The 23,125-nt window shown below is 36.9% G+C and carries 13 protein-coding genes and 2 pseudogenes; 11 read left to right on the top strand and 4 right to left on the bottom strand.

The window, feature by feature from the left end; translation table 11 throughout:
• The first annotated feature begins 1 nt into the window (after window position 1).
• The 5 genes from AC0L4E_RS10330 (at window position 2) to AC0L4E_RS10310 (ending at window position 4,618) form a co-directional block, all read left to right on the top strand.
• Window positions 2-241 (top strand): DUF4266 domain-containing protein, encoded by a 240-nt coding sequence (locus AC0L4E_RS10330; protein ID WP_473679117.1) that lies wholly within the window; start codon window positions 2-4, stop codon window positions 239-241.
• Window positions 232-1,530, top strand: coding sequence for a DUF3570 domain-containing protein (locus AC0L4E_RS10325; protein WP_299573176.1), 1,299 nt, complete (start codon window positions 232-234; stop codon window positions 1,528-1,530). Before AC0L4E_RS10330 ends, AC0L4E_RS10325 begins: the two co-directional genes overlap by 10 nt.
• 125 nt (window positions 1,531-1,655) lie before the next feature.
• Window positions 1,656-2,483, top strand: a complete 828-nt coding sequence (locus AC0L4E_RS10320; RefSeq protein WP_299573337.1) for an FAD:protein FMN transferase — start codon at window positions 1,656-1,658, stop codon at window positions 2,481-2,483.
• 48 nt (window positions 2,484-2,531) lie between these two features.
• Window positions 2,532-3,191, top strand: a complete 660-nt coding sequence (locus tag AC0L4E_RS10315) for a response regulator (protein WP_299573173.1) — start codon at window positions 2,532-2,534, stop codon at window positions 3,189-3,191.
• A 125-nt stretch (window positions 3,192-3,316) separates the two neighbouring features.
• Complete coding sequence (locus AC0L4E_RS10310; RefSeq protein ID WP_299573170.1) at window positions 3,317-4,618, top strand: sensor histidine kinase; 1,302 nt, start codon at window positions 3,317-3,319, stop codon at window positions 4,616-4,618.
• A 69-nt stretch (window positions 4,619-4,687) separates the two neighbouring features.
• Here AC0L4E_RS10310 and AC0L4E_RS10305 read toward each other — a convergent pair.
• Window positions 4,688-5,702 (bottom strand): annotated as a pseudogene (locus AC0L4E_RS10305) (DDE-type integrase/transposase/recombinase).
• Window positions 5,703-6,172: 470 nt separating this feature from the next.
• Between AC0L4E_RS10305 and AC0L4E_RS10300 the strand changes: the two are divergent.
• Together AC0L4E_RS10300 and AC0L4E_RS10295 are read left to right on the top strand one after the other, a co-directional pair.
• Window positions 6,173-6,931, top strand: a complete 759-nt coding sequence (locus AC0L4E_RS10300) for a putative porin (protein WP_473679116.1) — start codon at window positions 6,173-6,175, stop codon at window positions 6,929-6,931.
• A 413-nt stretch (window positions 6,932-7,344) separates the two neighbouring features.
• A complete protein-coding gene (locus tag AC0L4E_RS10295) occupies window positions 7,345-7,659 on the top strand; it encodes a hypothetical protein (RefSeq protein WP_473679115.1) in 315 nt (104 codons plus the stop codon).
• Window positions 7,660-8,296: 637 nt separating this feature from the next.
• On the opposite strand, the gene AC0L4E_RS10290 is transcribed toward AC0L4E_RS10295, so the two are convergent.
• Complete coding sequence (locus tag AC0L4E_RS10290) at window positions 8,297-8,683, bottom strand: TrbI F-type domain-containing protein (RefSeq protein ID WP_473679114.1); 387 nt, start codon at window positions 8,681-8,683, stop codon at window positions 8,297-8,299.
• 1,689 nt (window positions 8,684-10,372) lie between these two features.
• Window positions 10,373-11,116 carry an AAA family ATPase gene (locus tag AC0L4E_RS10285; RefSeq protein WP_299569612.1) on the bottom strand — a complete coding sequence of 248 codons (744 nt, stop codon included), beginning with the start codon at window positions 11,114-11,116 and terminating at the stop codon, window positions 10,373-10,375.
• A gap of 947 nt (window positions 11,117-12,063) precedes the next feature.
• On the opposite strand from AC0L4E_RS10285, the gene AC0L4E_RS10280 reads away from it, so the two are divergent.
• Window positions 12,064-12,303 (top strand): helix-turn-helix domain-containing protein, encoded by a 240-nt coding sequence (locus tag AC0L4E_RS10280; RefSeq protein ID WP_473679113.1) that lies wholly within the window; start codon window positions 12,064-12,066, stop codon window positions 12,301-12,303.
• Between the two features lie 2,262 nt (window positions 12,304-14,565).
• Window positions 14,566-14,925 carry a hypothetical protein gene (locus AC0L4E_RS10275; protein ID WP_299569597.1) on the top strand — a complete coding sequence of 120 codons (360 nt, stop codon included), beginning with the start codon at window positions 14,566-14,568 and terminating at the stop codon, window positions 14,923-14,925.
• A gap of 409 nt (window positions 14,926-15,334) precedes the next feature.
• On the opposite strand, the pseudogene AC0L4E_RS10270 reads toward AC0L4E_RS10275, so the two are convergent.
• Window positions 15,335-15,564, bottom strand: a pseudogene (locus tag AC0L4E_RS10270) (transposase); the annotation flags it as partial.
• A 400-nt stretch (window positions 15,565-15,964) separates the two neighbouring features.
• On the opposite strand from AC0L4E_RS10270, the gene AC0L4E_RS10265 reads away from it, so the two are divergent.
• Window positions 15,965-16,243, top strand: a complete 279-nt coding sequence (locus AC0L4E_RS10265) for a hypothetical protein (RefSeq protein WP_299569595.1) — start codon at window positions 15,965-15,967, stop codon at window positions 16,241-16,243.
• An 876-nt stretch (window positions 16,244-17,119) separates the two neighbouring features.
• Complete coding sequence (locus tag AC0L4E_RS10260) at window positions 17,120-22,993, top strand: Ig-like domain-containing protein (RefSeq protein WP_473679112.1); 5,874 nt, start codon at window positions 17,120-17,122, stop codon at window positions 22,991-22,993.
• Window positions 22,994-23,125 lie beyond the last annotated feature (132 nt).

Here is a 23,125-nt window from a genome sequence, read left to right as displayed (position 1 = left end):
AATGGAAAAGTCGTATGTAAAGCAATACCTCACCGTATTAGCCGCTTTATATGTTTTTGGGAGTTTAGCTGGCTGCTCTACTTTAGGTGTAGAACCATGGCAAAAAGATCAATTTGCACGTGCTGATATGGCGCTAAGTAATGAAAAGTTAGATCTGGCATTAGATGACCATATTTATTTTAGTAAAGAAGGAACAAGTGGCGGACGTTCATTGGCTGGAGGAGGTTGTGGATGCAATTAACACCTAAACATAATATTGCTAGTGCATTAGCGATGGCGAGTTGTAGCCTTCTTTCTTATCAAACTCTTGCAGAGGAACAAGCATCTGTAAACGACGGTTGGAATGTCGATGCTGCCATTATGTATTATGGCGAACAGGAACGAGTGCAAGCAGTTGAAGCTATTGGTAATGTTCAAAAGTCTTTTGGCGAAAGTTCACTGCTAGATATGAAACTAGTTGTCGATAGTTTAACGGGGGCATCAGCCTCTGGCGCTGTGGCACAGTCTGATAGTCAAACTTTTACACGCCCATCAGGTAATGGGGAATATACGGTTGCAGCAGGTGAAACGCCGCTTGATGATACTTTTCAAGATACTAGAGTACAGCTAAGTGCTAACTGGCAAGAAATACTTAATGCGGATTGGACTGTAAATTTGGGTGTATATGGCTCAAATGAATATGATTACTTGTCGTTAGGCTTGAATGCGGGAGTTGAGCGGAGTTTTAACAAGAATAACACGACGCTGGCATTATCGGGTGCTTATACTAATGATACAGTTGACCCTGTTGGTGGTCGTCCAGTTGCGCTTTCAGAAATGGTATTTCGTAGTGATTATGATGGCGATGATGCCTACCAAGCTGCATTTGATGCAACCCGATTGTTGGGTGATGACACTAAACAAACAGCAGATATGATGGTGGGGGTAACACAAATTCTTAATCGTAATTGGTTAATGCAAGCTAACTATGGTTTTTCAAGTGTGTCTGGTTATATGACAGACCCTTATAAGATTCTTAGTATTGTCGATGGCAATGGGCAATCCCACGGTTATCGTTATGAAAACCGTCCAGATACTCGTACTAAACACAGTGTTTATATATTAGCTAAAGGAGCGTTGGATAAAGGTGTTGTCGATTTTTCATATCGATATAATACTGATGACTGGGATATTCAAGCTCATACTTTAGAAACCCATTATCGCTATTATTTTACACCTAGTTTATACGGACAATTGCACCTGCGCTATTATCAGCAGCAGGCTGCTAAGTTTTATCAACCATTCTTGAGAACAGGGCAAGTGTTACCTGATTATGCTAGTGCAGATTATCGTATTGGGGAAATGTCGACTTATACTGTAGGGCTTAAGTTTGGTCATCGGTTGTCTGGTGGTCATGAGCTAAGTTACCGTATTGAGTATTATCAACAAAACCCTGAAAATAATGGTACTGAAATACCTGATGAGCTTAATAATCATGATTTATTTCCATCGGTAAAAGCAATTGTGGCTCAAATTAGTTATTCGTTTTAATATGAATAATACCTCAATAAATCGAGTGATTTAATTTGTTAAATAAATTACCTAAAACATTCCCTCCCCCAACAGAAGCGACGTTGTCACGTTGCTCTTGGGGTTTTTTAGGCTCGTTTACCGCGATGGCAAGTCCGTGTGAAGTCTTGATGCAAATAGATGATGAACATATTGCTATGCAAATGCTTAATGTTGCAGTTGATGAAGCAAGGCGTATTGAACAGAAATATAGTCGTTTTTTGAAAGGTAATATTCTTTGGCAAATTAATAATGCTCAAGGAAATGCAGTAAATATAGATCAGGAAACGGCTCAGTTATTGCAATTTTCCCAGCAATGTTATCAATTAAGTGGTGGTTCATTTGATATCACTGCTGGACCTTTGATTAATTTGTGGCGCTTTGATGGTAGCAATCAAGTGCCGAAGGAGGGCGCAATTAAATCTGCTTTAAGGCTAGTGGGTTTTAGTGCCATTGGCTTTACTGACAGTAAATTGAACATGCCCGCGTCAATGAGTTTGGATTTTGGTGGTATAGGTAAAGAGTATGCGGTTGATCGTGTGGCGCAACAACTGAGTCAACGTTGGCCGAATATATCAGTGATGGTTAATTTTGGTGGTGATATTGCTTGTCCTGTTCTTAAAGTAGATGGTTGGCAAGTCGGTATTGAAAACCCGCAGAAGCTGGATAATGCAGCTGCACAATTAACTATTCGTCAAGGTGCATTAGCGACAAGTGGCACCACTCGTCGTTATTTTGAGGTTGATTCAGTACGTTATGGGCATATTATCAATCCACAAACAGGATATCCAGTAGATAAAGCCCCATTGTCAGTGACGGTACTCGGCCCCAATTGTATTACAGCAGGTATGCTATCTACTATGGCAATGTTAAAAGGAGCTGACTCTGAAGGTTTTCTGGCTGCACAAAATGTTGATTTCAAGGTATTTAGGTGATTTACGGTTGATATTTTTTGACTTGATAATTTAGCAAGGAAATAAACGATGAGAGTGTTATTAGTTGAAGACAACCAGTTATTAGCTCAAGGGATAGAACTGAGCTTATCGAAAGAGGGGGTTCAAGTCGATCACATATCATCTTATAAGGAAGCGGTCGCTTCTTTAATTAACGAAGATTTTAGCGCCATCATTTTAGATTTAGGGCTACCTGACGGTAACGGTGAAGAGTTATTAAAACAGTGGCGCCGCAAAGGTATTTCACTGCCGATAATCGTGCTTACAGCTAATACTGATTTTGATACGAGGTTAAATTGTTTAGATATTGGCGCTGATGATTACCTGAGTAAACCTTTTGATGTAAGAGAGTTAGTTGCGAGGTTACGTGCTATTGTTCGTCGCCAACATGGTTTAGATAATAACCAATTTAGCTTGGGAGCATTGACAATTGATTTCTCCTGCTGTGAAGTACACTTTCGAGAACAATTAATTAAACTTCCACGGCGTGAATATCAATTGTTATTAGAATTTTCACAATCAGCTGGGCGAGTATTGACACGCAGCCAACTTGAGCAATTAACTTATGGTTGGGATGAAGTAGGTAGTAATTCAATTGAAGTTCATATCCATCATTTACGAAAGAAGATGGCACCAGAGCTAATAAAAACAGTCAGAGGTATTGGTTATATTTTAACTGATGTTCAGTAACCAATACTTTCAGTATTTCTGATAAGGATGTTATGTTTTCTTTACGGTTTTCTCTTAGTTTACTCATGTTGCTTGGGATATTACTGACGGTGACTTTGTCTAGTATACTAAGTACCAGAGATGCAATGTACGAAATTGAGGAGTTGTTCGACGCTGAAATGCTACAAACTGTAAAAATACTTGAACTTTTCTTTGTGAAGCAATTAACCCCTTCTAAATTGAGTAATCTTGTTCAAAATCCCATTCAGTTTCATGTCAATGCATCGGAAATAGAAACTTTTGCAGAGAATTCAGATGTTGAAACCCTTTCTTACGAACGAAAACTGTCATTTCAATTATTTTCGTCATTGGGAGGAGTATTAGCTTTTTCTGATAATGCTGGCGAACAACCGTTAACAGACTTTACGGAGGGATATACTTCTAAATCAGTTGGCGAGCATATGTGGCATGTTTACAGCTTATATTCTGCAGAGCAACAAGTCTGGATAATTACAGCCCAGCGCGATGATGTTCGCCAAGAGCTTGTTGATAAAATTAATGCAAACAGTTGGCGTTCCCCTGTGTTCATTGCACCAATTATGCTGATTATCATGTTGTTGATGACCTATTACCTATTCAAACCCATCAAGTTATTAGAACGACACTTGATGTATCGAGATGTTCAAGATTTATCGCCAATAGAGATACATTTGCCAGCAGAGCTGACATCAATACAATACTCGCTTAATCAATACTTATCACGAATTGCGGATCTGATGCATCGTGAAAGGCGATTTAGTGCAGATGCCGCCCATGAATTAAAAACACCTTTAGCCATTATTAAACTTCATAGCGATGGTTTGGAGAGTGTGTTAAGTAAGTCGGATGAAGAGATAAAAAGAAATGCATTACCTTATACTCAGGCTATGGGGAAAGGGATTAGCAGAATGAGCCATACAGTTGAACAATTGTTACTACTATCAAGGGTTGATGCTATACAGGCAATTAATAAAACTGGATGTGATTTACAATTCCTGATAGAGAATGTAATTAATCAACTCGTACATATAGTGGCTGATTATGAGTGGGAATTAGATATCCCAAAAGGTTTTACTGTAAAAGCTGATGCTTTTTACCTTGAATTAGTGTTGAAGAATATTATTGAAAATGCTTGTAAATACAGTTCGAAAGAGTCTGTGATTAGTATTCGCTGTTACAAAAATCATAGTCTAGACTCAATTGAGGTTACTGATCAAGGTATTGGTATGAATGAATCTGAAATAGTTTTAGCGCAGAATCGTTTTTATCGGGTGGACGAAGGAAGTTCGCAAGGAGCCGGATTGGGCTTGTCTATTTGCCGTCACATTATGTCGCTACATGAGGGTGAGTTAGAGCTTAAACAAGCTGAACCTAAAGGCCTCAGAGTGAGCCTTAATTTACCTTCATGAAATGAAAGCAAGTAACGACCTATTTTTTCAGAAATATTTAGCTCAGTAGGAATCGAAAATTGCAAGAGATTACTCTGATATCCACACTATAAAAGTGAAACATCGTTCAGGTTCATTGGGTGTCAGTCTGCCGTTGTATTGATGCGGGGGAAGCTGAGAATAATGCCCAGTTATGTATCGTATAAGATCTTGCAGAGCTTCTGTAAAGTAACGATTTCCCGTTGATGTACCCACTTTGTCCTTAGACTCCTAAAAAGCGTTTCATAGGACAATTATCTCAATAATTCCCACAACGAGATAAACTTTGTTTGAGCTGATATCGCAATAATAATTGCCGATAGCTTCTGCTTGATTAGTGAGTCCCTTTGTCATTGTGGAACATAACATCTTTGGTTCGACCATCATAGACCATCATAGACCATCATAGACCATCATAGACCATCGAAAGTACTCAGCCAATTGAGCGACGAACAGGTGAGCCCAGCTAATGACTTTACGTGTAAATCGAACAATCATAACGGCTAAGTACATACAGCGCTTAATTGCCCTCTCGTAGGTGATATCACTAACCCAGACTTCATTCGGAGCACTGACTCGAATCGTCGATCTAGGTCATTGGGGGCAGTATGTGCCTGTGCCGCTTTTGGGGATTTGTCTCAGGTATCTGACAAATAGCTATACCAAGCTCCTTCATCAGCTTAGTGGCGGGATAATGGGTTAGCGAGATACCTGCCTGGTTAAGCATATCTGAAATCGTTTTAGCACTTGCCGAGCAGTTACTTGAAGTGTGTACTTCGCGAACTAGATTTCGAAGCTTTACTTAATCTGCGTTTATAGTTGTTGGCCGTTTTCTCCAATGTGAGTCCTACATTAACAGAGTTGTGACCTTTTTAGTATTTCGTTGTGCTCCTGAAGGGATTCTACTTGCTTTTTTACTCTCGAATTTCAACTTGTTCTGGTGATGTCTTATGTTGCTTACTTTGTCGCTCTTCTCTTAATTGTCGAATCTGCTTATCCATGGTTGACTTGCCATATTAATAGCTTGAGCAGCTTCAACAACTAAGTAGTTCTGAGCGAGTAAGATTTGTGCCGGTTCAAATTTAAATTCACTATGCCATTACATTTTCTAGGTAAATAATTTCCTAACAATATATGACACAGCTACAAAAAAGATGTATAACGTATAAAAAATTATGTAAAACGATAATCATTAAGGGTAGGACGCGTGATTTAACAAGTTTCAGGCTCATTGGAATCTAGATAGAAAGTAGCTACTTTCGTTGGGGGGGGGCTGTATTTCCTTGTAAGGGTTAGTTCAATGAATGAAGTCATCATGTTGATTTTTCAATCTATGAACTCAATTGTTGACTTCGATAAATAGGTAAATAGCAAATCGTCTTTAGCGGCTAAATATTTTGGGGTAATAAGGTTATGTATCAGCATGATGAACTTTATATTTTTGTAATAGAAGAGGAGGTAACAATTTAAGGAGTGAAATTAACTTTATTTACGAGGTCATTGTAAAAATTTGTAGTCTTAATTAAAGGAATGAAAATGAAGGATATTACTATTTCAGCGTTAATAATTGCTCTCAGCTTGTCAAGTTTTGGAGCTATTGCCACTCAAGATAGGCCATATCAACATGAAGCAAGTGTTGGCTATGTTACAAATACAGAAGACGTGAGCGATGGTATTCTCGGTATTGATTATCGTTACTATGCGACTCCGATATCACAAAGTGCTAGCCCCTATGCGTTAAATGGCTTTTTAGCTCAAGTATCAAATGTTGGAATTAATTACAGTGTCTTTGATGCGATAGATATAGATACTATCACGGTAGATGCAGATTATATTTTTGACTCTAAGTTCTTTGTTGGCATGAATTACCAGCGCAATAGTATTGGTAATATAGATTTAAACGCTTATGGTATCGAGTTAGGTTACTACGTAAATTCACTAACTGCCATCTCTGCTGTTTATGATGATGGGGAGAGGAGTGTTAGTGAAGGTTATGGGGTAAAACTTCGTCATTATCTAGAACTCGAATCAACTCCAGGTATTGATCTCATTGCAAACTGGCTACACGAAAATTCAGACAATAGTTACGAGTTAGGTGCAGATTGGTATGTGTCTAACTCATGGTCTGTAGGTTCTGGTTATGTTCGTGATGTAGATGGGGAGGATTTTGATATCAGAACTGCGTATTCGTTACGTCTGTTAGATGTTGTTACTGCTAATTTTGCAATTTCTAAGATGATTAATTCAGATGTTGATGGTGTAAATGTAGGGGTTGCTGTTACAGGTCGATTCTGACTTTACGTTAATAGTGTTTACTATTGAGCTATTTCAATAGCTTTTTATGAATTAACCTGCTATTGAGTTGCGGAGCGATAAGCCCTTGGTTGGAATCGCTCTTACTCCTAAACTCTCTCTCTAGCTATTTTAACGTAGTAACGACAAGTGTACTAAGCTGGTTAAGGCTCCGAGTATCGAATCTACTGAAGCCAATGGGCATTAATTTGTTTCGTCACTTTCTCTGCTTACCTTTGAGTAATTTTGAAAACATCATATTGGCAACTTAGAGGCTCTTTGCTTGAAATAAGATTTCAAGTTGGCTAAATGAAAGTTTCAGATATCCTCTATGTTTCAAACGACAATGAGCGACCAAGAGAAAGTAAGTTATATCCCTAAAGAGAAAATACTCAACTGGAAAATGCAAAGTCAATATGGAAAATGCAAAGTCAATATGGAAAATGCAAAGTCAATATGGAAAATGCAAAGTCAATATGGAAAATGCAAAGTCAATATGGAAAATGCAAAGTCAATATGGAAAATGCAAAGTCAATATGGAAAATGCAAAGTCAATATGGAAAATGCAAAGTCAATATGGAAAATGCAAAGTCAATATGGAAAATGCAAAGTCAATATGGAAAATGCAAAGTCAATATGGAAAATGCAAAGTCAATATGGAAAGGTGTACTGCGCAAGATGTTGTAACAGGTTTAATTATTATCGTATTAAGATGTTTTTTTGTTGTTTAGCCTTATTGCTTATGTTAATATTCTATTGCTATAGGTGATTTATAGAACACCCCGGTAAGTCACTTTGTAGCTTTAACGCCCTGTAAGGGGCGTTTTTTTTGCTTGAAAAAGCTACATTCTCAAGTTATTTTAATTTGGCACGAAGTTCGTTTTATTTTAGAACTTGCTATCTTGCTATCTTGCTATCTTGCTATCTTGCTATCTTGCTATCTTGCTATCTTGCTATCTTGCTATCTTGCTATCTTGCTATCTTGCTATCTTGCTATCCATTATTTTTGCACGACTTTATTACTTTGTACGAACAACTAAAGAATATGTTGGTGCTATTAAAGTGTGGGGGAGTTAATGGTCATAGGCTAAGCAATTTTTTTGCCTGCATTTCCTAAAGAGAAATCGTAATATCATATACTTGTTAAGTAAATTTATTAGTGGAAAACGAAATTCTCTTAGTTATGGTTTGGCGTTAGTTGAGTCTATTTGAATTAATATATAAGCAAAATTTGATACTTGTCTGTGGAGGGGGCTAAACATATATGTATTCCTTCTGAAGTGTCATCTTTCGTAGGGAAAACACTTAAAGTGGGTGGGAGGGCGTAATTAATTCTATTATGTAGGTTCTAGCTTGCCGTAGGATTTATCAGTATTTTTCATGGGGCTCTCGAAGTTGATTATGGTTATTCAGTGCTTTAAGGTTATCGAAGAGTTGTTTTTGAATCTCTTGGGTGACGTTTGGTGCTCCACTAACAACTGCATCGCTTACCACCACCACATGATGTTCGATGGCATACTGCGTCACTGTTTTATCCAATGTTTGGGTGAATCGCTTGATTTCGGAGATGCGTTTTTCATCACTGAGCTGACTTTGCGAAAGGTTCTGTTTAAAGGTTGTGATCGTGCCATTAATATCAAACTCAACAATCTCTGCATGAAATAAAAATTGAGTACATAAACTTACAGTAATACTTGCAAGCAGTGCAAACAGGAAGAGCAATAGTGTGGTGAGATGGAATGTTGAAGTGTTCATTTAAGCCCCGCTGCACAATCGTGTGTATCTAACCCTTCCATAGCAAGCAAAGTATTGTTCTTGAGTGTTTTGCTCTTTCACTTAAATTCTCCTTTACTTACCTTTCTAATATATAAATTATAAAGTTATTAAAATCGATAAGATGAGTTGGCTAATAAGCTCTACTTAATCGGAAAGGGTATAATCCTAGCAATATCGTAGAGATAAAATTAGGTAACATTTACAATTGGTTCTGTACTTTTATGCGGGATAAACGAACCACTTACTAATTAAAACACTGATAAAAATATATACTGACAAATACAAATTGTTTTCCAAAGCATAATGAATTCCTCAATCGCTATTTGTGTTATTAACAAGGTCTAAAGAAATAATCGTGATGATAGATTTCCTGTGCTAATAATAATTTTAAATTAAATAAGTACTTATAAAATGTAAGGGCTCTAAAATATTTTGCACATTCCATTTTTACTTGTTTTTATGCAAGATAAAAATAGTATTTCATTGCAGTAGCTCGATGCTAATTTTGTATTCGATACTTTAAAAGAGAGTTTAAAGATGCTCCTTCGGAGTCGAACAATATTTTTTAATGCAAAAAAGTATCTAATTTTAAATTCACCTTGTTTTATTCTCTTGCGAAAGTGATAGCTCTGTTTCAAGTTCTTATCATTAATTTGAAGTGCTATATAATCCCAAACTGCTGTCGCAATGTTGTTAGTGTTGTTTTGCGAGTATTAATTTACGTAAAACAATGATTGCAGTGTGGGGGTGTTATGTCAATACTTTTCGAAAAAGTAGGAGCAAGTTGATATTACACCCAAAGCATTGGCTATCACTGCTGAGCAAAGTGATTTGAGGTGCTAGAAAATAACAGAAACGTCTAGAAAAGGGTTATAACACTTTTTAAAAGTGTCAACCATTCTTAGTGAATACAAACGAGGTAATAACCCACGCTAAAATTGAAGAAGGTAGGAGTTGATGTTTAATATATCGTTGTTTTAAGTTGGAATGCTGTTTGATTAATTTTTAAATAGAAAGCCAACGAACTAAAGAGTTGAGTGAAACTCGATTTGAGTCTGCGGTTAAAGGGGGAGCGTAATGAAGTTAATGGGGCTAATATCAGCCATAGGTTGATGGCTGAGCTTAATCATCAAGATTTTCGTGTGGAATGCAATAAAGTCTGCTGCTTAATAAGAAAGCTTAAGCAAATTGTTAAAGACCAAATGTTACATTGTCCCTTTGGGTAGGAAACACCGGTTATTGTACCGAATCATCTGAGCAAAAGTTTAACACAGGGTAACTATATGTGCATTGTTCAATAACCTGTGTTAACTATATAAGAAAGGTTGGTTGTATTTAGATGTTATGGTTGGTTGATTTGTGTTCGAGAAGGATGCTCTTATAGAGGGAAGCACAGTACTGAGTCGACTAACTGCTTTAAAGTAGTCTGTGAACAAGTCGAATACGAGGTGGAATTAATGGAAGGCCTAACGAATGCCCCAATTAATAGTTTTTAGCAACTTGGGGTGGAGCTGTAGGCGCAGTTTGATTTTATATACGGTTTTGACTCGACTTTTAAACGAGCAATAAAGTTGATCTTATATAGAGTGTCATATTTTTAGCTACAGTTTTCAATAAATCTGTAATAAAGAGCGATTCTCAACGTGTACATTGTAAATGCATTTTAGTTTAAAGCTTTAAGTAACCTTGTTGTTTAGCTGTCGTTTTTTGTAAACTAACCTGTTTAGCTAGTTTGCTGCAATAGCTATATGTTCTATCAGCTTTGCAGATATTTTTTTGTAATGATAAATTATTTGGTATACATGCACTTAATTGGAGTGTTATTTCTAAATAGTTATGAGTTAACCAAAGTAGCTTTTTAAATATTGCGCTTCCTTCTTTGTATGATGATACGTTGTTAACAATCACATTAACCTTATAGATACTATGTTTGCTATTCAATTCCTTAAGCAGTTGGTAAGCTTTGGTTAGTGAGGGGGCTGAATAGCTTAATATTATATATATTTCATCTGAAGCTTTAGCAAAGCTAAAGGACGCTTCAGAAAAGTTTATCGCAGTATCAATTAGTATTACATCATATTCAGTTTTTATCCTCTCAATATCTTGAAATATGTGGTAATGATTTTGCCAAAAACTAGCAGAATTTCCCTTGCATTCTAATATATCTGCATAAGAAACTATGTAGACATTTTTCATCAATAGCTGAATCCTATGCTCTATAGGGGATTGCTCTTTAGATTGTGGTATTGGTTTTTTATGTAATATAGAGAAGTAGTCCGATCTGTTTGTATGATCAAAATCTAAGATAAGTACCTTCTTATTTTGTTTGCTTAATGCATAAGATATTTTTAGGCTAATACTTGTTTTTCCTTCCCCACCTTTACCGCTCAGAATTGAAATTACTTTAGTCATCACTCTAATTTACCTATCGTTGTTAATTTAAAATGTGTTTGTCGCAGATCTTTCCATCTTATCGATAGAGTTATATTACCCATCATAGACTATACGATAAGTATTGTATTGCGATAATTTTTGTATGTTAAGTGGTTTTAATATGTTGTTTTGCGATGCTTTGGGTTGTTGAATGTATGTGACGGGATGTGATATAAACTATTCATGTATCTTAATGTTGCTTTATTGTGTGTATTTTGGGCTGCCTGCTATAGTCTAAGGAGTGTTTGCTTGTTGAGAGGAGATTGGGATGGGGGAGCGAAATAAATTGATGGTTTTGTGCTTTAGGATGAGGTTTGTTGTTCTATTAGGTTCATTTTTAGTCGTATTTTCAATAGGGTATTCTTTGTTGTTTTATGGCAAAATTCTATGGCACACAAGTGAGTCTTTCGTTGAGCTTTGGGAGTCAGGATTAGGCGTTAAGTGGGTGTTGCTTACGATACAATCACCAATTTTAATTTGTTTTTTCTTGAACGTCTATTGGTTTCAGAGGCTTTTGCAATTATACCACTCAGGAGATTACTGGGGGGATAGGGCTATGAAGTGTTACTTTGGTCTTATAGGGGTTGAAGTATTTGTAATAGTGTATCGTTCGGTGCTTTTGCCATCAATAGAGTATGTTTATCATAGTTTTTATTTTTACGAAACAGTCTTTCATATGGATATTGATCTTGGGGATGTTCTACTTGTAGGTATAACTGTGACTATAACGTACATTTTAAGGGAGGCTAGGCATATTAAGGACGAAAACAATAAGTTTGTATAGTTTTATTGCCGTGGGTGCTCTAGGTAGCGTGGTTGCGTTTGCGAGATCTCAGTGGTACGCTCTTTAGGTTGCTTTCATAGGGGACGGTTGCTTTTTAGAGCTTTCCCCATGATTAAACTGGTAATGAAATGACAAATGACTAATGAATATAATTGTAAATTTGGATGTTGTAATGGCGAAACGAAAGGTTAACTCTAAAGATTTGGCGGAGGCTGTTGGTATCACCGCTACAAATCTATCCTTGTTGAAGCGAGGGAAGGTTAAGGGAGTTCGTTTCGAAACGCTTGCTAAGTTGTGTTTTTTGTTAAATTGTCAACCTGGTGACATATTGGAGTTTTCTTCGAAGGTGGGAGAGGAGGTTGATGATAAAGTAAATTTTTAGTCAGGTACAGAATGAGAACAATGGCACTGCATCGATAGTTGTGGTTTGTATAGAGAATGATGAAATTAAATTGCACTACTAAAGAGTATAGTTTTTGCTTTTTTATAGTTGCTTTATCATTTCCTCAGCTAAGTATTCGTCGACATTGGCTTTGATGTGGGAAAGATGTCTTCGTGGTACTGAAGATACAGCTGTAGTTAGTGGCGTAATAGGTAGAATATGCTTAGGTTTAAAATCCTCATTACTTATATTTAGCCTGATATTTGATTTAACTTGTTTCCTAATTACTTTAGTTAGGAGCATTAGTCGGTGTATGCTTTAGTCGCTCTATGCTATTTTTTATCTACAGTGATGGGAGGTTTAAAATCTCATTGTAATTTTATCCTCTTATTGGGCGCCCTATTTGCATGCTTGTATAATGTCAAGTTAGCTTGGGAGTGTATTTACAATTATATCTTTCCTGGCTTGATGGGAAAGATCGCTTTTGAGAGGCCTAGCATGGTTGTAATATTCAATAACACATATAACAATCAAAGCTTCTTTAAGTGAGAGATAGCTTGGTCTTGGTGCTCTGGTTCAATATTTTACCTTTTTTACTTAATGCATTTAACAGCTTCGGAATATTCAAGCCCTTCGCAGAAACGTGGTGCAGCAATACTCTTTTTTAAGTTATTGTGGCAGTTCAACTAGCCTTAATTTATAGGGGGAATAGTTTGTAATGCTTTAAGAGTTGTGGGCTTTATCGGCAGCGAGTTAGGTATATTCAAGTCTTAATACTGGAGTGAAATTGGGACCATTCTGTTGTTGTGCTACCTAACTTTGATGAGGTTACTCGCAAATTGTTTAGCTCTCAGCCTTTTATCTGCTAAATGCCTCAAGTAGCAGATAAAAGACTGAGGGCTGTTCATTAATGTAGTAATGGTCAACTGATCTTGTACACTTTTTATCTATTCGTCTCATATTCTGCTGGTGAGATCTTTGACCTGTTTGTGGTGTCGTCTCTTTTGATTATTAAACTGTTTGATATAATCAATCATATCTGCTTTTGCTTGATATATTCTTTAATTGACTCGTTCAGATTTTAAACTTCTAAATACACGCTCAGAGACTGCATTATATAAACAACTTCCTGCATATTCATGTTAGCTTTGATATCTAATTTAGGGAAGCAATATGAAATCCTTAACTGGTATATTGGGCACTTTTTGAATGGAATATTAGCCCTGTTAATGGCTCTAGCTTGTTTGCTGCGAATCGTAAATTCGTAATGTTACCTGAGCAATGCGTATTTAATTGCTCAGGGTTAAACTGTCTATTCAGATGATTCGGCGCAATCGCTAATGCTTTACATGCGCAAGGGTAACGATGTAATCGTGGATATTTAGCAATTAACTTAAATCTTCTTTAAGCCCCTTACTTTATGGATCTCCATACGATAACCTTTATGATTAAGCTCAATAATTATTTTACAGCTACCATCAGTCTCATCCGTTTCATTATGGATATGCTTAACTGAAGCTTTTAAGCGAATATCATCTGGTTTTATTAGCTTAGATTTTACATTAAAATATAACGAACTGCGTGCTAATTCAAAACAACGGCAAATGCGTGAGCATTAAATCCTGCCTTCTTCAATTTTATGAGACTTGCAGCCTTTCTTCACTTCCATAACGAGGAAGGCTGAGGCTTTTTACAGGTTATTGTCACTTTCTAGCTCTTGAATTCGTTTTGCTCAGCGGTGATGCCGAGAGGGAGGCGTGATATCAATTTGCTCTTCTCTATATTGGTGTGGCCATTTTTGTAATGTGGAATATCCAACACTTATCGCATTGGCTGCTTGTTTGACTGGCTACCCTTAAATGGTTATTAATTTGACACATTCTAGTTTTAATTCGTCGGTAAACTTCTTTTATTATTGCCTCGTTGGTTTTTGGTTATGATACCTCCAACAAGGTGTCTTGTTTGGTTAGAGTATAACGTAGATCACTTAACTTATCGCTTAACGAATCATTATTATCGTGATACAATAATTTTAGGTTTAAATTTAGTATCTTGGAGGCGTTAGTGTTTGTTGAAAAAGGGAGCCGTCAGGCTAAAGTGAAGAAGGGCTCATCTAGTACAAATTCTGTCAAAACAGAGATTAGGCGGCGAATAGAGATAATTATGGAACTTAGGGAATTAAAGTCGGAGTTTGGATATATAAATATTGAAGAACCTCAAGCTTTATTTATAGATAAGCCTGATAGTTAAAGAAGGGGGAGAATGTGGTTCTCGTTAATGTTGCTTTTAAATACCTGTCCTATAATAGAATATGTTGGTGAGGTTGATTTCGATAGGAATAGTTCTTTTTATAGTGACGAAAATAAGTCTCAATTAGAAAGTATTTTAATGAAATTGAAGTCAGGAAAGCTTAAACAGGTTGTTTTAAACGCTGAATATGTTTTAAATGGTGAATCAGACCTCTTAAAATATAGCCATTGGCTCGCAGAGAGAAGGGCGGAAAGGGTTAAGTCTTCTATAAATTCAGAAGTTGAAGGGCCTTCTTATATAATTAAATACTTAAAATATGCCAATTTAGGTAGGAGAGTCACGGTTGATGCTGTATTTGAGTGTGATAAATAGTAATATATCTTGAAGGTTTAGTCTTTCGATGTGTAAAACTATAGTGGTCAACTAATATTGGCCACAAGCTTAAAGTTTAAACAGAGCAATCGTTCTGATTCTAGGGGGCCGTCCGCCGTTGTATTGATTAGGGAAGCTGACAATAATACCCAATTATGTATCGTGTAATTTCTTTCAGAGCTTCTGTAAAGAAACGATATTTTGTTGGTGTATTCTCTTTGCCTTTAGACTCCTGAAAAGCGTTTCAAAGGGCAATTATCCCAACAATTCCCACACAAAATAAACTTTTTTGAGATGGTATCTCTATAATAGTTGCCGATACCTTCTGCTTGATTAGTTAGCCCCTTGGACACTATGGAACATAACATCTTTAGGTTTGACCATTATAACCATCGAAAGTGCTCAGCAGTTCTAGTGTTCTAGGTGATGTCTTATGTAGCTTACCTTGCTGTTCTCTTAATTGTCGAACCTGCTTATCTATGGTTGACTTGTCGATATTCATAGCTTGAGCTGCTTCAACAATTAAGTAGTTCTGATCGAGTACGAGTTGTGCAGATTAAAGTTTAAATTCTGCACTAAACAGTCTTCTTGTACGTTTCTCATAGTGTCACCCGTTAACTTATAAGATGATGATATCACCTCTAACTAGCTTGCCAATTTCGCCATACCACTACACTTACTTTATTTCTTAGCAAATTTTAATAGATATAAAATAATGAAATTAAAATCGCTAGTGCGACGTAATGTATACCAATATAACCAACAGTTCATAACATTGAGTTTCAGAGTTATAAAATGAAGCTGCTTTTTAATCATGCTTCGGTAGTTTATTGCAAGATATATGATGGTCATTAGCTTATGAAGTTCCTAACTAATTGATAAAATTAGATAGTGTTAGTTTTTATTGGTTGAGGAGGAGAAATAAGAACAGAGAAGCAAAGTTATGTGAACATTATAAATATAATAAAGCTTGACCTATTAAAGTACGCGTTTATTATACGATATGTTAAAAACATTGTGCTTTGTGAGGGGGTTGGTTTTGAATTTGTTGAATGTTAAAGTTTTGTGTGTTCTTTGTATGTTTTTATACTTGGGGGGATCTCATGCTGCTGTTAATAACATAGAGTTAACCTGCAATGATAAAGGTGCTAAAGAAGACGTTTTTTTTGAATACTACTCTGAAATTGCCAAACAAGTTGATATGACTCCAAAGGAATATATAGAAGCTTTAAGACAAATTACTGATTATAATATAACTTGTAATCAGTCCTATGACTCTAATGACAAAAACTTATTTATTATTGACTTCCTAATGTGATTATTTGAATTTTATAAATAATCAGACTGTTAACTATTTGTTAGGGAGAAGTGTTTTACCTACTGGTTTTAATTCAAATATACCAATCCGCAATATAGTATAGTCTCTTGTAAACTGCTTATCAAAGTTCCTGACGCAAACTCCCCCTTCAATATTTAATGGCTTTTTGTAATAATTTTGTTATCGATAAGCCCAATACTAGATAGTCACCCTAAGTTCAAGTCAGTTTTAACCTTTTTACTATTATACAACCCACTACATTATTAAAACGTAAAGTATTTATTGTTTTGTGATAATTAATTTTCGTTCTGTGGTTGTTTTTGTCGTTTTCGTGTGGTTAAATTCTTTTTTTCTATTCTATTATTGTTTAAATTAATTTGTTTTACTCAAATTTGAGGCATTTCGAGCCTCATAAACTAAGCTTATTTAGGTCTGCCGTTGTTTGAAAGGTTAAATTATGAATTATCATTCTAAGTTACAGAGTTACATCTTTATCATCATTTTCATTATGCTCATCGGTTGTGACCGTTCCGATAAGGTTCTATTACCTAGTTCAAGCCCTCAAGTTGACGAGGTTATAGAATTAACCCCTTTCGTATTTAGAGTAGACTCTTCAAAAGGGGGGAGATTTCTTTAGATTTTTCATCAAATGTTTCTGGTTCTGATAGTTGGTTTATCGAGTCTATAGATTTTTCTGATATTACTGCTGAAGTTGAAATAAAAGATAAAAAAGCTTTTATTTCAACTGAATCTGTTGGCTTTATAACTTTTGATTGGAAGATTATTAATGAGGGGATTACATATTCTTCGACGGGATTACTAGCAATAGATAATAGACCTGAAACAAACTCGAGACCAGATACTAGGCCAGTGACTTTGACTATCACTACGGAAGAATCTTTGGTTTTTGATTTGTCAAATTATGTTTCAGATGATGATGGCGACAAGTTAGTCATTGGCCCTTTTCTACAGACTGCCGATAGATTTAAAATTCAAGACTTCTTAGTAGAGTACATTCCTGGAGAGTTTAAAGGGAACGATATTGCATTTTACGGCGTTACAGATGGAAAAGGTGGAATATCCATTGGCGAAATATCTATCATTGTTCGTGATTTAACCATAGAAAACACTCCACCAACAGCAAGAAACATTACACGAACAATGGAAGAAGGTGGAGCAATTGTTTTCGATGTAAAAGAACTCCTTAATGAAAATTTTATAACTGATGAAAACGGTGATGATATTGTTTTTGTTCGTTTACTTGGTGATTCTGGTAGAGCTACTCTTACAACTAATACTAATATTCTTTATACACCATCAAGTTTTGTTGGTAATGACAGTTTTGTTTATGTTATTTCAGACGAGCAAGGCGGTTTGGCTCAAGCTGAAATAAATATCACGGTAACACCAACGTTTATTCCCGAAGCGCTTTCAGTAAAGCCGATAGTGTTAAGCCTTTTAAAAGAAGAGAGTACTAATTTAAATGTGAGTTCAGCAGTTAACTCAGGATTAAGTTGGACACTTGACAGTGTTGCAGCAACAGGGAACGGTGTCAAAGTTGGGGCATTAACATCTACGACGGTTGAGCTTACAGCTCTTGAAACTGGGGTTGAACGCTTGAACTTCTCAGTATCAACGAGTGCTGATTCTAAAACTAGTGAGATAATTGTTGCGGTAACGGAACTTGGTAATACAGCTCCGTTAGCTCAGGATATCGTAAGTAATTCTGATAACGTAACAGCGGTTAATATTAATTTAGCTGGTAAGTATAGTGATCCTGATGGGGATAGTGTGACGGTTAATAGTCTTATACAAGAGTCTTCTCGTTTCTCGATTGTTGGTGATGTAGTGTCTTACACTCCATCCGGATTTATCGGTGTAGATTCTGCAGTTTATGTTGTTGAAGACTCTCGAGGTGGTTATGCGTTAGGTTTGTTACTCGTCAATGTTACTGATGCTAATCCTCCAGTTCCTAATATTGCGCCAACAGCTTCCGATTATGCAGCCTCAACGAATAGCTTGACTCCAATTTCGATTAACTTGACGGCGTTAGGCTTGATAAGCGATCCAGAAAACAGTCCTTTAACGGTTACAATTTATGGTGGCGAAGGGCGGGCCACTTTGGCGCAGGATATTATTACCTATACACCAAATGGGTTTATAGGCTCTGAAGAGCTTGTATATCAAGTAACAGATAATGCGAATTTAAGCGATTTTGGAACGCTTACATTTACAGTGGCGGATGGCGCACCTAATTTATCGCCTGTCGCAACAGATTATGATGTGACTATTGATCAAGAAGATTCGTTAGTTATTGATATAAATAAATTAATTTCAGATGGATTGATAAGTGACCCTGATGGTGACAGCTTAGTATTTGATTCAATAGGCGGCACATCTGGCCGTGCAGTATTGACGTCGAATACAGCTATCACTTATAACGCCGGAAGCTTTAGTGGTACTGACAGTTTTGTCTATGTCCTTTCTGATGGTAATGGTGGTTTGGCTCAAGCAGAAATAACTATCACGGTAATACCAACATTTATTCCCGAAGCGCTTTCAGTAAAGCCGATAGTGTTAAGCCTTTTAAAAGAAGAGAGTACTAATTTAAATGTGAGTTCAGCAGTTAACTCAGGATTAAGTTGGACACTTTACAGTGTTGCAGCAACAGGGAACGGTGTCAAAGTTGGGGCATTAACATCTACGACGGTTGAGCTTACAGCTCTTGAAGCTGGGGTTGAACGCTTGAACTTCTCAGTATCAACGAGTGCTGATTCTAAAACTAGTGAGATAATTGTTGCGGTAACGGAACTTGGTAATACAGCTCCGTTAGCTCAAGACATCGTAAGTAATACTGATAACGTAACAGCGGTTAATATTAATTTAGCTGGTAAGTTTAGTGATCCTGATGGGGATAGTGTGACGGTTAATCGTCTTATACAAGAGTCTTCTCGTTTCTCGATTGTTGGTGATGTAGTGTCTTACACTCCATCCGGATTTATCGGTGTCGATTCTGCAGTTTATGTTGTTGAAGACTCTCGAGGTGGTTATGCGTTAGGGTTATTACTCGTCAATGTCACTGATGCTAATCCTCCTGTTCCTAATATTGCGCCAACAGCTTCCGATTATGCAGCCTCAACGGATAGTTTGACTCCAATTTCGATTAACTTGACGGCGTTAGGGTTGATAAGCGATCCAGAAAACAGTCCTTTAACGGTTATAATTTATGGTGGCGAAGGGCGGGCCACTTTGGCGCAGGATATTATTACCTATACTCCAAATGGGTTTATCGGCTCTGAAGAGCTTGTATATCAAGTAACAGATAATGCGAATTTAAGTGACTTTGGAACGCTTACATTAACAGTGGCGGATGGCGCTCCTAATTTATCGCCTGTCGCAAAAGATTATGATGTAACTATTGATCAAGAAGATTCGTTAGTTATTGATATAAATAAATTAATTTCAGATGGATTGATAAGTGACCCTGATGGTGACAGCTTAGTATTTGATTCAATAGGCGGCACATCTGGCCGTGCAGTATTGACGTCGAATACAGCTATCACTTATAACGCCGGAAGCTTTAGTGGTACTGACAGTTTTGTCTATGTCCTTTCTGATGGTAATGGTGGTTTGGCTCAAGCAGAAATAACTATCACGGTAATACCAACATTTATTCCCGAAGCGCTTTCAGTAAAGCCGATAGTGTTAAGCCTTTTAAAAGAAGAGAGTACTAATTTAAATGTGAGTTCAGCAGTTAACTCAGGATTAAGTTGGACACTTGACAGTGTTGCAGCAACAGGGAACGGTGTCAAAGTTGGGGCATTAACATCTTCAACGGTTGAGCTTACAGCTCTTGAAGCTGGGGTTGAACGCTTGAACTTCTCAGTATCAACGAGTGCTGATTCTAAAACTAGTGAGATAATTGTTGCGGTAACGGAACTTGGTAATACAGCTCCGTTAGCTCAGGATATCGTAAGTAATACTGATAACGTAACAGCGGTTAATATTAATTTAGCTGGTAAGTATAGTGATCCTGATGGGGATAGTGTGACGGTTAATAGTCTTATACAAGAGTCTTCTCGTTTCTCGATTGTTGGTGATGTAGTGTCTTACACTCCATCCGGATTTATCGGTGTAGATTCTGCAGTTTATGTTGTTGAAGACTCTCGAGGTGGTTATGCGTTAGGTTTGTTACTCGTCAATGTTACTGATGCTAATCCCCCAGTTCCTAATATTGCGCCAACAGCCTTCGATTATGCAGCCTCAACGGATAGTTTGACTCCAATTTCCATTAACTTGACGGCGCTAGGATTGATAAGCGATCCAGAGAACAGTCCTTTAACGGTTACAATTTATGGTGGCGAAGGGAGGGCCACTTTGTTGCAGGATATTATTACCTATACTCCAAATGGGTTTATAGGCTCTGAAGAGGTTGTTTATCAAGTATCAGATTTCGATGGTGCTACAGCCATTGCGACAATCTCATTTGCCGTATCAGATGCAAGCCCAAATACCCCTCCAATTGCTAGTCCTGTGACTATCAATTTATCAGTTCAAGATATAAATACACAGCCAGTAAGAACTATTGATTTAAGCTCGTTTGTTTCTGATCTTGAAGGGGATATTATAACTGTTGATATGATATACGCATCGGTAAATCCAATATCGATTGATGGAGGGTTAATATTGAGTTACACGGCTACGTTTGATGTTGTATCTGACAAATTCACTTACGTTATTACTGATGGGGAAGGAGGCGTGTCGCAAAACGTAGTGACTGTCAATATTATTAATGAAGCGCCAATAGCAAATGCAGCTGTTGCAAATATAGATCCGTTTGATTCTTCTAATAATTCGATAGATATTAATTTGGCAGATTATACATCTGATTTAGATGGTGATACTTTGAGTTTAGTTGATATTGGTACTGTTTTACCTCCTGCTACTTTGAGCCGAAACGGCCTTATTCTGACATATAAACCAAATGGAGAAGTTAGGAATGAGGCTATTAGCTATACCGTTTCTGATAATTTATATAGTGCAAGTAATATTATCAATATTTCTTCAGCATCGGCAGGGGGATTAATCACTGGACCTTTAACATATCCCGATATTTTAATGGACTCAGGCATACAAACTATTGACCTATCCTCAGTGGTAAGTAATTCTTCAGGCAGGCCTGTTGTCATTAAGGATGTGTTTGGTGCACGTTTAGGTGATACAAATATTATTCCTAATACTCTTACGTTCAGTTACGAGCCTTTAGATGTAAATTACGGTGAAGATATATTTTATTATACGGTGACTGATAATGAAGGGCATGAAAAAATTGGACAAATAATAGTCAATATTCTCGAGCCTTCTTCACCTGTAATTAGTGATGTAGTTCTTTCATATGGGGAAGAATTGGTTGCTAACGTAAGTTGCTCTGCTTGTGAAATTGCTAATACTACTTACCAGTTTGAAGTAGAAGGATTGCCAGTAACTGCTCATAACCCTGTTAATTCATACTTTCTAAATAGTGAAGAGCAAGTTGGTGTTACTGTTACTGTTAGGAATAAATATTGTACGATTACTGCAAGTAATGCTTGTAAAAGCCAGAGGGCAAAAGTTGTTGCAGAATTGGATTACGTCAAAAGTATTTTCCCGTTGCAAGGTGGCTTTTTGGCAGTAAAGTCTAATGGTTCCGTTGTTGGTTGGGGGAGTGATTTTGAGTCTCAATGGTACCCTAAAGAAGAGCTTAAAAATTTAAAGCAGTTGTTATCATCAGGTCTAGTAGATAGGACATATGTTGCATTAAAAGCAGATGGAAGCATTGTAAATTGGGGGCTTCGTAACATCGATAGTTCAAGTGTTCAAGAGCAACTTGTCGATATCGAATTTTTAACTTTATCTTTTGGTGATGCTATAGGTGCCTTGAAGTCAGATGGAACAGTTGTCACATGGGGGAACTCTTTTTCTGGAGGTGATAGTAGTAGTGTAAGTAGTCAATTAGTTGGTGTCACTTCACTGGTTAGTAATTTGGGGGTAATGGCTGCTTTGAAAAGTGATGGCAATGTAGTGACATGGGGCTCTTTTGCTTTTGGCGGGTTAAGCACTGCAGTACAAAGTCAGTTAATCGGAGTTACGAAGCTAAATAGGCATTTTTCTGCCATTAGGGATGATGGAGTTCTAATTAATTGGGGGAAAGATAACGATAGTTCAGCTGTTCAATCAGAGTTAATTAATATAGTAGATTCAGTATCAACTAAAGGTAATACCGCCTTTGCTGCATTGAAAGCAGATGGAGGCGTTGTAACGTGGGGGGCAGGTGCACCGGCAGATAGTTCGGCAGTTCAGTCTCAATTAGTTAATGTGAAGGAAATAGTTGCAAATGATTTAGCTTTTGCTGCACTCAAAACTGATGGAAGCATAGTTACATGGGGGGACCCTTTGTTTGGAGGTGATAGTTCGACTGTTCAAAGTTCACTTCAGAATGTTGTTAAATTATATTCATCAAATAAAGATTTCTTGGCTGTAAAATCTGACGGAACAATTGTTACTTGGGGGGTCACAACGCCTGGTTCCCCCGCACCACTATTAACTGATATTAAATCTATTTATCCAAGTAATAATGCATTTGCTGTTTTAACGGGTGATAAGCATGTTATTGCGTGGGGGGATGCAGATAATGGGGGGGATATTTCTGCCTTTGCTTCTGATCTGGAGCCTAAGTTATCTATATTATTTAAAGACTTAGCTTTTAATTGATTTAAACGATTTTTTAATTTATATCGGGCGGTTTTAAATAGTCCATTAGCTTGTGTCACTATTAAATAAAGATGATACAAGCTAATAGTGTTCGTCTTTACTTTGCAAACTCGAGTGTTACTTTCTGAATAT

The sequence above is a fragment of the Shewanella sp. GJ50-10 genome (assembly GCF_055808815.1).
This window is presented reverse-complemented; position numbering and strand designations above follow the sequence as displayed.

Excerpts from the sequence above, each read along its gene's own strand:
- AC0L4E_RS10330 (WP_473679117.1), top strand. The coding sequence starts at position 2 with ATGGAAAAGTCGTATGTAAAGCAATACCTCACCGTATTAGCCGCTTTA.
- AC0L4E_RS10325 (WP_299573176.1), top strand. The coding sequence starts at position 232 with ATGCAATTAACACCTAAACATAATATTGCTAGTGCATTAGCGATGGCG.
- AC0L4E_RS10320 (WP_299573337.1), top strand. The coding sequence starts at position 1,656 with ATGGCAAGTCCGTGTGAAGTCTTGATGCAAATAGATGATGAACATATT.
- AC0L4E_RS10315 (WP_299573173.1), top strand. The coding sequence starts at position 2,532 with ATGAGAGTGTTATTAGTTGAAGACAACCAGTTATTAGCTCAAGGGATA.
- AC0L4E_RS10310 (WP_299573170.1), top strand. The coding sequence starts at position 3,317 with ATGTACGAAATTGAGGAGTTGTTCGACGCTGAAATGCTACAAACTGTA.
- AC0L4E_RS10300 (WP_473679116.1), top strand. The coding sequence starts at position 6,173 with ATGAAGGATATTACTATTTCAGCGTTAATAATTGCTCTCAGCTTGTCA.
- AC0L4E_RS10295 (WP_473679115.1), top strand. The coding sequence starts at position 7,345 with ATGGAAAATGCAAAGTCAATATGGAAAATGCAAAGTCAATATGGAAAA.
- AC0L4E_RS10290 (WP_473679114.1), bottom strand. The coding sequence starts at position 8,683 with ATGAACACTTCAACATTCCATCTCACCACACTATTGCTCTTCCTGTTT.
- AC0L4E_RS10285 (WP_299569612.1), bottom strand. The coding sequence starts at position 11,116 with ATGACTAAAGTAATTTCAATTCTGAGCGGTAAAGGTGGGGAAGGAAAA.
- AC0L4E_RS10280 (WP_473679113.1), top strand. The coding sequence starts at position 12,064 with ATGAATATAATTGTAAATTTGGATGTTGTAATGGCGAAACGAAAGGTT.
- AC0L4E_RS10275 (WP_299569597.1), top strand. The coding sequence starts at position 14,566 with ATGTGGTTCTCGTTAATGTTGCTTTTAAATACCTGTCCTATAATAGAA.